The sequence below is a fragment of the Caldisericum sp. genome (genome assembly GCA_022759145.1).
Lineage (GTDB): Bacteria > Caldisericota > Caldisericia > Caldisericales > Caldisericaceae > Caldisericum.
The window spans coordinates 18,504-29,756 of the sequence record JAEMPV010000002.1 but is presented as its reverse complement, the minus strand read 5'-3'; the positions used below and the strand labels follow the sequence as shown (position 1 = coordinate 29,756).

At 37.3% G+C, this 11,253-nt stretch carries 6 protein-coding genes and 1 tRNA gene; 3 read left to right on the top strand and 4 right to left on the bottom strand.

The window, feature by feature from the left end:
• Positions 1–14: 14 nt before the first annotated feature.
• The 4 genes from JHC30_00155 to JHC30_00140 all read right to left on the bottom strand — a co-directional run bounded on the left by JHC30_00155 (position 15) and on the right by JHC30_00140 (position 5,242).
• A tRNA-Leu gene (locus tag JHC30_00155) sits at positions 15–104 on the bottom strand.
• Between the two features lie 40 nt (positions 105–144).
• Positions 145–3,588 carry a DNA polymerase III subunit alpha gene (locus JHC30_00150; protein ID MCI4462580.1) on the bottom strand — a complete coding sequence of 1,148 codons (3,444 nt, stop codon included), beginning with the start codon at positions 3,586–3,588 and terminating at the stop codon, positions 145–147.
• A 1-nt stretch (position 3,589) separates the two neighbouring features.
• Positions 3,590–4,543 carry a hypothetical protein gene (locus JHC30_00145; GenBank protein MCI4462579.1) on the bottom strand — a complete coding sequence of 318 codons (954 nt, stop codon included), beginning with the start codon at positions 4,541–4,543 and terminating at the stop codon, positions 3,590–3,592.
• Positions 4,544–4,585: 42 nt separating this feature from the next.
• The gene (locus tag JHC30_00140; GenBank protein MCI4462578.1) at positions 4,586–5,242 is read right to left on the bottom strand and encodes an endonuclease III; all 657 of its coding nucleotides are present in this window, start codon (positions 5,240–5,242) and stop codon (positions 4,586–4,588) included.
• A gap of 200 nt (positions 5,243–5,442) precedes the next feature.
• Here JHC30_00140 and JHC30_00135 point away from each other — a divergent pair, with 200 nt between their 5' ends.
• Genes JHC30_00135 through JHC30_00125 form a run of 3 tightly spaced genes read left to right on the top strand, consistent with a single transcriptional unit; the run spans position 5,443 to position 11,246 of the window.
• The gene (locus tag JHC30_00135; GenBank protein ID MCI4462577.1) at positions 5,443–6,348 is read left to right on the top strand and encodes a hypothetical protein; all 906 of its coding nucleotides are present in this window, start codon (positions 5,443–5,445) and stop codon (positions 6,346–6,348) included.
• 12 nt (positions 6,349–6,360) lie between these two features.
• Positions 6,361–8,010, top strand: coding sequence for a formate--tetrahydrofolate ligase (locus tag JHC30_00130; GenBank protein ID MCI4462576.1), 1,650 nt, complete (start codon positions 6,361–6,363; stop codon positions 8,008–8,010).
• Positions 8,010–11,246, top strand: coding sequence for an AAA family ATPase (locus JHC30_00125; protein MCI4462575.1), 3,237 nt, complete (start codon positions 8,010–8,012; stop codon positions 11,244–11,246). The genes JHC30_00130 and JHC30_00125 overlap by 1 nt, the downstream gene beginning before the upstream one ends.
• Positions 11,247–11,253 lie beyond the last annotated feature (7 nt).

Here is an 11,253-nt window from a genome sequence, read left to right as displayed (position 1 = left end):
ACTTGAAATTAAAATGGTGCCGGGGGTGGGAGTCGAACCCACACGGGGCTCTGAACCCCTGCAGATTTTGAGTCTGCCGCGTCTGCCAGTTCCGCCACTCCGGCACTCTATGAATTATACATTATTAAAGATATTTTTTCAACCCTATTCAAGAAAACTCTTAATTTCGTAGGAGTTGCTCCCCAGGATTTCCTCAATCTTTGTGATAAAAGCCTTTGTCGGTATGACCGAAAACTTTGGCGCAGGATGTATCCTTACAACAACTCCGTCGGTTTTTACATGGAGGATAAGCGGCACATCACCTTTAAATTTTTCGGCGAGTTCCTTTATCTTAACAAGTTTTTCTTTTATTGTATCAAAGTCCTCATTATCCATTGAGATTTTAATGTGAAGGGCGTTATTTATTTCATTTTTCTTGATGTCCTTTTCTGTAAGGAATTTTTCGACATCGGTTGCAAATAGAGTAACTGAATCCTCTTCCTGTCTTATCTCTCCTGCAATTATCGCAACACCATCTTTATCAAGATATTCCGTAAACTTGTCAAGATGCTGAGGCATTACAAGGCACCCCACCTTATTTGCACCGTCTTCAAGGTCAAACCTCAGAATAAAGTTTCCGTTTTTTGTTTTTGATTTTTTTGCGTTGTTTATAACACCTGCTATTTTTACTTTGCTTATGGTTGTTTCTTCTATTGTTTCTTCAACATCTTCTTCGTTTTCGTCATCTGCGGTCTTGAATTTCGAAAGTACTTGAGAGACTGTTTCAACGCCAAGGTCTTCAAGAATCCCAAGATATGCATTTATCGGGTTATCCGAAAGGTAAAATCCAAATGCTTCTTTTTCGTATTTAAGAATGTCAGCACGTGTTGCATGTATTTTTGGCTTTGATGGTTGGGTGGCTCCCCCAAAAAGCGAAACAGTTAATTCATGTTCACTTGATTCGCCTTCGAGGAGTGCTTTTCTATCTTCGCCAAGAGAGTCAAAGCATCCTGCCTTTATAAGGCTTTCCACAACTTTTTTGTTCACCTTGAAGGATGAAGTCCTTCTTTCAAAATCCTTAAATGATGAGAATGGTCCGTTTGCTATTCTCTCTTTTATTACCTCGTTAATGGCTGCTTCACCAACATTCTTAATGCCAAGAAAACCAAACCTTATACCTGATCCTTCAACCTTGAAAATAGCGTCAGACTTATTTATATCTGGAGGATACACGGGGATTCCTTTGCTTATTGCTTCTAAAAGTGTTTCTCTTGTTTTATCTTCGTTTCCTATATAGGAGTTAAGGATTGCAGTGAAATATTCTTTTGGGAAGTGCGCTTTAAGATATGCGGTTCTATATGCAAGCGTTGCATAACTTACTGCATGAGATTTGTTGAAGCCGTATCCTGCGAAGAACTCGATGAGGTCAAAGATTTTTTCTGCAACGCCTTTATCAACTCCGTTTGCAACAGACTTTTGAACAAAGACATCTCTTTGAGCCTTCATAATCTCTGGAATCTTTTTTCCAATTGCTTTTCTCAGGGTGTCTGCTTCAGCCATTGTGTAACCTGCAAGTACATTTGCGATCTGCATTACCTGTTCCTGGTAAACAATGATGCCATATGTGTTTTGAAGTATTGGCTCGAGTTTTGGATGTGGATATGTGACTTTTGTCTTCCCGGATTTTCTATTTATGTATTCCTCTATTCCGCCTGCCTTGATTGTGCCGGGCCTATAGAGTGCAACTACTGCCGTGAGGTCTTCTATGCTATCAGGTTGGACTCCTTTTAAGACTCTCCTCATTCCAGCACTTTCAAGTTGGAACACGCCTACAGAATCGCCACGCTTAAGCATATCAAATGTTTCTTTGTCATCCTCAGGTATTTTTGTTATGTCGATTTCGATGCCTTTTGCCTTGAGCATGTTTACTGTATCCTGGATTATAGTAAGGTTCTTTATCCCAAGAAAATCCATTTTGAGAAGTCCTATGTGCTCAACAACATCCTTATCGAATTGCGTAATTACTGCATTATCCTTATCAGTTTGAAGTGGCAAGTACTCGGTAAGTGGTGCATCACCTATTACAACGCCTGCTGCATGCGTTGAAAAGTTCCTTACAACACCTTCAAGTTTTAATGCAACATCAAATAATTCTTTGTATCGCTCGTCCTCGTAGAGTTTTCTAAGGTCTGGAAGGGTTTGAAGTGCTTCTTTAAGTTTAAGTCCCTGCGGGATAAGTTTTGCGATTTTGTCTGTTTCCTGATATGAAAACTTCAGGGCACGCCCCACATCACGGACAACCTGTCGCGCTTCCATCTTGCCGAAAGTTGCAATCTGCGCAACATGTGACTCTCCATACTTCTTTCTTACATATTCAATAACCGCATCTCTTCCTCTATCGCCGAAGTCAACATCGATATCAGGCATGCTTATTCTTTCCGGGTTTAGGAATCTTTCAAAGAAGAGGTTGTATTTGATAGGGTCTATTTCTGTTATTCCAAGCGCATAGGAAACAATTGACCCTGCAGCGGATCCTCTTCCAGGTCCAACGGGGATGTCGTTTGTTCTTGCATAATTTATGAAGTCCTGGACAATGAGGAAATAATCAGTAAATCCCATTTTTTCGATTATATCAAGCTCATAGCGAGCTCGCTCCGTAACTTCATTTGCCTTATCTCCGTATTTTTCTTTTAAGCCTTTGAATGTTAACTCCTCAAGGTACTCTTTGTTTTTTGAGGGGTCCCAGTTCTCGTCTTTTTTGAAAACAGGTAAGTGATACGAAGAAAAGTCAAACTCAATATTACACATCTCTTTTATAAGTTCTGTATTGTAAACTGCTTCTTCGAGTCCTTTAAAGGTGGATAGCATTTCTTCTTCACTTTTTACATAGAATTCCTCACTTGGGAAACGCATCCTTTCAGGGTCATCAAATGGCCTTAAAGTCTGCACACATAGAAGAATATCATGGGCATGTGCATCTTCTTTTCTCAGGTAATGCGCATCGTTTGTTGCAACTAATTTAACGCCTTCTGTATCCCGTAGTGTTTTTGCAACTTCGATAACTCTCCGTTCTTCTTCAAGACCATGGTTCTGGACTTCTATAAAAAAGTTTTCTTTGCCAAATATGTCGAGGTATTTATAGAGGGCTTTTTTTACTTCCTGTAAGTCGCCTCGGAGTGCCTTTGCTGAAATTTCTCCTTGCAAACACGCAGTCATTGCTATTATATCTTCGTTATATTTCTTAAGAGTTTCGAAGTCGATTCTTGGCTTGTAGTAAAAACCTTTTATGTAACTTTCTGTAACTATTTTTGTAAGGTTTTTGTAGCCTTTGAGGCTCTTTGCAAGAAGAATAAGGTGGAATCTCTCCTCATCTTTTTCTTTCTTTTCAATTCCGTTAGGTGCAATATAAACCTCAACGCCAATTATAGGTTTTATGCCTGCCTTTTTCATTGTTTCGTAAAACTCCATAACGCCATACATGTTCCCGTGGTCTGTTACTGCAACTGCATCCATTCCAAGTTCCTTTATGCGCGGTGCAAGTTCCTCGATTTTATTCATTCCGTCAAGAAGGCTATATTCTGTGTGAAGATGAAGATGTGTGAATCCCATTTTAATTTACCTCCACTTCTATTGTTAAATTCGTGTTTATTTGTTCCTGGAAGATATTCAGAGTAATTTGCGAAATTTTTGTTCCATTAACCTTAAACGAAACTGTTTCGTAGATAGTTCTTCCTTCATATAAGCCTGCTTTACTTAAAGTAAAAGTATCACCTGAAATTTCTTTCAAATCCATTGTTTTTAAAAGCTCTTTCATATTCAAAAACTCTTCGATTACAGACTTTGCATATTGTAAAATTGCAATTTCTTCTTCTGTGGGAGCGGCCCCTTCTATCTCAAAAGAGCCATTTTTGTATGTATAGGTAAGTGTGCCATCTTGAACTGTGAAGGTATCGCCTTTCTTTTGAATTGAAAACTCATGGTTTACCGGGTTTTTATTTGCAGTGCCCTTTATCTTTATAGTTATAATTTTGTTAGTGTTATCAAGCGGAAACTCAAGAGTATCAAGGTATGCTGTGAGTGTTGCTGTGTCTTTTTCTAAAGTTACTGAAAGAGCATTTTCTCCTTTACTAAAAGAAGCAACACCCGAATAGGGAATGAAAAATTTACTTTTGATAGTGATTTTGTGCGTTCCAGCCTCTACAGGTGAGACTACAAAAGTTTCTTTCCCGTTCTGGATAATTTTTACAAAGTCGCATACTTTTCCGTCAATTTCTATTGAGTTAATAGTTGCATTTGGTGTAATTACTAAATATGCAATAGGCTTAAGGAAAAATGTACTTGAGGCATTATCAACTTTTATGGTTTTTTCTTCGTAAAGGTTTGCGCTAACCTTATAAGTATTTGGCTTGAGTTTTACAGCGCCACTTACTTCTTTTCCATTTATAAGAACAGGTGTTATAACTTTTCCAGTAACTTCGTCTATAAAAGTAACATTAACCGACTGTGAGCAACCTGCAAGGAATAATGTAATAGTAATTAAGAAAACAATAATTAGCTTTTTCATAGCGATTTATTTTACAACAAAGAGGGAGTCTTTCAAAATTCCTTAGCGAGACTTATCCACACCGATTTTTGGACAATATGCCTCAATCGGGCATTTTGAACAGAGGGGGCTTACGGGTTTACATACATTTTGCCCAAAGGTTACAAGAATTGGATTAATCTTTTTCCAGTATTTCTTTGGAAGGATTTTTCTTAATTCCATCTCTGTTTGCTCAGGCGTTTTTGTCTTAACCCAACCGAGCCTGTTTGAAATGCGGTGGACATGTGTATCAACACAAATTCCGTAGTCGTCGAATGCTTCTGTTATAACGAGGTTTGCGGTCTTTCTTCCAACCCCTTTTATCTTTAGAAGTTCCTCGATATCGTTGGGGACTTTTCCTCCGTATTTTTCTATAATAGTTTTAGCAATTTCCTGGATTTGTCTTGCCTTCCTTTTATAAAAACCAACAGGATAAATGAGTTTTTCAATTTCTTCAACGCTTAATTTCAAAACGTCTTCCGGTTTTTTTACAACTGAAAATAGTCTATTTGCCGCCTCCTCTGTTGTTTTGTCCTTTGTTCGAAGACTTAGAATTGTTCCTATAAGGATTTTAAAAGGGTCAAGTTCTTTTTCTTTTATACGTGTTACAACAGGTACACCAAGGTCTTCTACGAACTTTTCAAGTTTTGGTATAATCTCATCGAAATTGTATTTTTTCATAGTTCTATTATACTAGAGTTTTCTCTGTTATGTGAATTGCTTTGCAGTTTTTCTAAAAGTTAATAAAAGAATCCTTAGAAATTACTCTTGCTTTAAAAGCTCTTCTCTTCTTTTCCAGTACTCTATAATTGTAGGTCTCCCTGGATAAGGTTCTTGTCCATTAATACCAGATTTGAACTTAATTTCAATAAATAAACAAAATGCCATATAATTTAATCGAAATGGACTACGATGAGATTTTGGTAAAACTTAAAAATACGGAGTATTTGCCGAGTTACGATTTTCTTATTGCGCTTGAAAAAATAATTCTTAAGGAAGACTTACCCGTTCTTGTACACGAGCTTGCCGTTTTTTCGGGACTTGCCTTGAGGTTTGTTTACAATTTTGAGAACCCGCTCATATATGAAGACATTCCGTATTTTGCCTTAGAACTTAAAAAGTATCTCGGGTTTGAATTACTTACCTACTCGGTGGATTTTCTTAATCAACTTGAGCCTCCTTTTATAATCGCTCCACAAAATATACTTGTTATAGGGGATATTGGAGACACTTTAACTTGCGAGCACGAATTTGAAAGGTTTGAGCAAAAGGTCTTCGAAGTGAGTCCTTCTTCAAGTATTGTAAAGCTTCAAACAAGAAAAATTGACAGAGCCGAACTCTACGATAAGTCGAAATTTACTGAAGTAATCTATGAAGTGCATAAGAATTATTATGAGAAAGATGTTAAAAACTCTTATTACATCGGAAAGCATGCCTTTAAAGAATTCTTAAACGACCTTGGAGATTTATCCAAAGAGAGGGAAGACAGATTATCACTTGTTTTAAAAAAGACTATTAGGGACCAGCTTTCTTCACTCTATGGTTTGAGGGTTTACTTACTTGGTTACTATCACTTCCTTGGGAATTTGGACCAAAAAGTGCTCTTCGAAGGTTTGAATGCCCTGGGTGATGCAATTATGTTTTACAGAGAATTTGAAAGAGTAACAAAGGAAGCCCTTATAAAAGGACAATTTACAGCTGAGGTAAGAAGAAGGGGCGTTAACAGTATGAAAAAGTTTATTGCAAGTTTTGAACATTTTTTGTATAGTTTAGAAAAACTAATTTAGGGGAGGTTAGATATGGGTGATTATGAAATTTCAAAGAATGCAAGGTTATTGCCCATTGGGAAGATTGCAAGAAAATTCGATGTACCTGACGATGCGCTAAGACTTTATGGTGATTACATTGCAAAAATTGACCATAGGCTTTTAAAGTCGCTTGATAGAATTCAGGGCAAGGTTGTGCTTGTTACGGGAATGACTCCAACTCCTCACGGTGAAGGAAAAACTACCACAACAATTGGCTTAACGGATGCATTGAACCTCTTGGGCTACAAGGCGATAGGTGTAATAAGGCAGCCATCTTTGGGACCTATTTTTGGTGTAAAGGGTGGAGCAACTGGTGGAGGGCGAGCACAGGTTGTGCCAATGGAAGATATTAACTTCCTTTTCACCGGAGATTTTCCAGCGGTGGAATATGCAAACAACCTTCTTTCAGCAATGATTGATAACAGCATCTACCAGGGCAATCCTCTTAATCTTGACCCTCGGAGGGTCAAATTTAGAAGAGTGATGGATATGAACGACAGAGCCTTGAGGCATATAGTAGTTGGGCTTGGCGGTATTGAAAATGGCATTCCTCGAGAGGATGGCTTTAACATAACTGTTGCATCTGAAGTAATGGCAATTTTAGGTCTGTCTATGGATTTGAATGACCTTAAGGAAAGGCTTTCCAAAATCTATGTAGGGTTAACCTATGAAAGGACACCCATTTTTGCAAAGGACTTAAAAGCCGAAGGTGCAATGGCAGTAATTCTAAGAAACGCAATAAATCCAAATCTTGTTCAAACCCTCGAAAACAACCCTGTATTCATTCATACAGGACCTTTTGCAAATATAGCACATGGAACTGCTTCACTTATATCTATAAAACTTGCGCAGCAATTTGCAGATTATGTTTTTGTTGAAGGCGGTTTTGCAACTGACCTTGGTGGCGAAAAGTTCATTGATATTGTCTCACGGCTTGGTAACATAAAAATTTCTCTATCAGTTATAGTTGCTTCAATAAGGGCTCTAAAGTATCATGGCGGTCAGAAGGACGAAAAAATAGAGGATATCGAAGCACTGAAAAAAGGTTTCGAAAACCTCAAAAAGCATATCGAGAATATGAGAACCTTTGGCGTTAATGTTGTTGTTGCACTTAACAAGTTCCCTTCTGACACTCAAAAAGAACTTGATACGGTTTCAGCGCTTCTAAATGAAATTAATGTTCCTTTTGCTTTATCAGAAGTTTTTGAGAAAGGTGGTTTAGGAGGAGAAGCACTTGCAAAGGCAGTTATCGAAAATGCAGAAGAGAGAGTTCCAAATTATCTATACGAGCTTAACGAGCCTGTTAAAGACAAAATATACAAGATTGCAACAAAAATGTATGGTGCAGTTTCGGTTAATTACACGGAAGAAGCAGAAGCAAATCTTAAAGAAATTGCAAAACTTGGTATGGATGATGCCTTTATATGTATGGCTAAGACGCAATCATCTCTCTCCGATAACCCAAAGCTAATAGGTCGTCCAGAGGGTTTTTCTGTGACTGTTAAAGAGGTGCATGCCCTAAGAGGTGCAAACTTCATAGTTCCAATCCTTGGCAAGATAAATACAATGCCAGGGCTTCCAAAAGAACCCCTTGCGATAAAACTCGACATAGATGAGACGGGGTATATTAAGGGTCTATAATGTACATTGAAAGTATTGAAATTTATGGATTTAAAACATTTGTAAATAATACAAAGTTTATCCTTTCTAAGGGAATAACCTGTATTGTTGGGCCTAATGGGTCTGGCAAGAGTAATATCGTTGATGCAATAAGATTTCTCTTTGGAGAAAATAGGCTTTCGCTTCTGCGTGCTTCCGAGTCTTCTGATCTCATTTTCGCAGGTTCTACAAGCAAAGAGCCGATGAATATCGCATCCGTAAAGATTGTAATTAATAACGAGGATAAAACTCTCCCCATAAAGACGCCCAGGGTAATTATCGAAAGAAGGATTGTAAGAGGCAAGGAGACAAGATACATCGTAAATGGAAATGACTCAAGCCTTCAAAATGTGCAGGAAATCTTTAAGTCTTCTAACATTTTTGGACTTACGCATGCAATTGTTGGGCAGGGGCGTATCGAAGAGATTTTACTTTCAAAGCCCGAAGAGAAAAAGGCTATAATCGATAGAGTTGCAGGCATTACGGACTTAAGAAAAAGAAAAGAGGAAGCAAAAAAGAAACTCGAAGAAACAGAAGATAACCTTGCAAAGGCATCGGTTGTTTTAACATCAATTAAAACCGAATACGATAGAGTCTTAAGGGAAGCAAAGAAAGTCCATATATACTATGCTCTTACATCTGATTTAAAGGTGCTTGAGGAAAAGTTATACAGCTTTAGGCTTTTAAAATTAAGGGAAGAACTTTCAAAGTTAAAGATTGGGCTTGAAGAAAAAAAGAAAGAGGAAAGTGATGTTCAAAAACACCTTCTTGAAATTAAAGGTCAGTACGAGGAAGTTAACTCAAGGCTTCAAGAAGCGCAAAAGAAATTGGAGCTCCTAACGGAAAAAAGGGAAGAACTTAACATAAAGAAGAACAAAGTTTCAAGCAATATTGATTCAACTAAAAACCTTATTGAACTTAAGGAAAGCGAACTTACAGAGTTAAACCTGAGAAAAGAACGGCTACTAAAAACAAAATCTTATCTTATTTCTGATATCGAAAAAAACAATTTGGATCTTGAAAAGTTAAAGGATGACTTACTAAAACTTGAGAACGACGAGAATGTTCTTAAATCTCAATACACAATGAAGAAAAACGAACTTGCGGTTGTTGAAGAGGAGTATAACAAATTTAGCGAACAACTCAAGCAAAGAGAGTCTGAAAGAATTGCAATAGAGAAGAAAATTAGCGCATTCGAAAAAGAAGTTGAGATAGGAAACCGAAAATTACAGGAAATATCAAGAAAACTTGAGCCTTTAAAGACCCTTGAGAGAGTGAACATTGACGAGATTAAAGAAAAGTTACAGCAACTTGATATAGAGATCGATGCGAAAAAGAAGGCACTTCAGGAAAAAGAAAAAGAAATTGCAGTGCTCGAATTTAGAATAAAAAGCCTGAAGGATCTTCTTGAAAGCGCAAAAGTTGCAACATTTTCCGATGGAAGCCTCGGGAAAACTCTTCACATAAGTAAAAATCTTTTTGGTCTGAAAGACTACTTAGAAGGTGTTATAGTAAATTCCATTGATGAGATAAGAAACAAAAACGGCAAAAGGTTTTTTGTTGAGGCATTTGCAGAAAATCCCCAACCCGAAGTGGACGGTTTAACCCCGATTTCTAAGATTCTGGGTGTAGAAAACAAGTTTCTTACAGGCATTTATTACGCAGATACGCTTGAAGAAGCGATTAAAAAGTTCAATGATTATAAAGGGATTGCACATATCCGCGAGATTGTAACAGGCGATGGTTTTATCGTCCTTTCTCCTTTTGAAGTCGAAAAAAGTTCTGGCATAAACATAGAGGAAGAGCGTCAATATAATGCATTACTAAGCGAGTTATCAGGCTTAAAAGAAAATTTAAAAGTTGAAAAAGAAAACCTTAATGTCCTTGAAAACAGGAAGGTGTTACTTCTTTCGGAGCTTGAAAAGGCGAAAGAGATTGAAAGGTTGTTAATGGAACGGGCAAGACTTACAGAAGAGTTTGAGAATATCAAAAAAGATGTGGAGAAATTTGAAAATATCCTTTCAGGCTTGAAAGAAGAGCGCACAAGAAAACTCCTGGATCGCATAACTTTCGATACAACAAAACTTACAAGTATTAGAAGTGAAGTTGAAAAACTGCGTGAAGAGATATCAAAATTAATGCTAAGGAAAAAGGAATTAGAATTGAAAATAGAAAGCATAAATAAAAATACAGAGGAGCTAAAGAGGAGAATTTCAAGTATCGATAGAGAAGTAGAAGAATTGGAAGTTAAGCGTGAAAAACTTTCAAAGGAGCTTGAAGGTTTTGAAGACGAATTAAATAATCTTATAACTCTTTTAAATGAATTGGAATTAGACCTTGTGAGCGCAACTCATGAGATTGATGGCGTAAAAAGCGAAGTAAGTTCGGTAAAAGAAAATGAAGCAAATTTGAGGATTCGTCTTGAGGAGTTGAATGATCAGAAGGAGTCGATTCATGCTGCGATAGAGAAGATTGAACTTAACATTGCAAGGGTAGAAGTAAGTATTAGCAGTTTGTTAAGCGAAATGGAAGAGAAAGAACTTAAAGAGAGGCATGTAGATTCGGATTTGAAGGAAGAGAGTCTTAAAAGCGAAATTCAGAAACTTAGAAAGGAAATTGAGGAACTTCAACCTCTTGACTTTACATCTATCGATAAGGAGAACGAACTTAAGGCAAACTATGAGGAGAAGAAGACAGTTTTTGACGATATAGTAAGTTCAAAAAGGGAACTTGAAAAATACATAAAAGAACTTGAAACTACCATAAAAAATAAATTTGATACAACCTTTGATGCCCTAAACACACACTTTGAAAGAATCTTTATTGAAATTTTCGGAGAAGGTGAGGCAAAAATAGAGAAAGTCCTGGATGAGTTTTCTGAGGTAAAAGGTGTTGAAATTAGCGTAAGGCTTCCTTTCAAGAAAAAGCAGCCGCTGAGTGTTCTTTCAGGAGGGGAAAAAACTCTTGTTGCACTTGCGTTTCTATTTGCAATATTTGAGGTCAATCCAACGCCTTTTTATGTCCTCGACGAGGTAGATGCTGCACTTGACGACGAAAATGTCTATAAATTCGGAAAATTACTTGAAAGCATGAAGGAGAAATCACAACTCATAGTTATTACTCACAATAAACAGACAATGGAAAAGGCAGATATTCTCTACGGTATCACGATGGAAGAAGCAGGAATTTCGAAAGTCGTTTCCCTGAAATTTGCATAAGTAGTAT

What these genes read in the sequence shown, in the direction of transcription:
- JHC30_00150 (MCI4462580.1), bottom strand. Translation starts at nt 3,588, where the DNA reads ATGGGATTCACACATCTTCATCTTCACACAGAATATAGCCTTCTTGAC.
- JHC30_00125 (MCI4462575.1), top strand. Translation starts at nt 8,010, where the DNA reads ATGTACATTGAAAGTATTGAAATTTATGGATTTAAAACATTTGTAAAT.
- JHC30_00135 (MCI4462577.1), top strand. Translation starts at nt 5,443, where the DNA reads ATGCCATATAATTTAATCGAAATGGACTACGATGAGATTTTGGTAAAA.
- JHC30_00140 (MCI4462578.1), bottom strand. Translation starts at nt 5,242, where the DNA reads ATGAAAAAATACAATTTCGATGAGATTATACCAAAACTTGAAAAGTTC.
- JHC30_00130 (MCI4462576.1), top strand. Translation starts at nt 6,361, where the DNA reads ATGGGTGATTATGAAATTTCAAAGAATGCAAGGTTATTGCCCATTGGG.
- JHC30_00145 (MCI4462579.1), bottom strand. Translation starts at nt 4,543, where the DNA reads ATGAAAAAGCTAATTATTGTTTTCTTAATTACTATTACATTATTCCTT.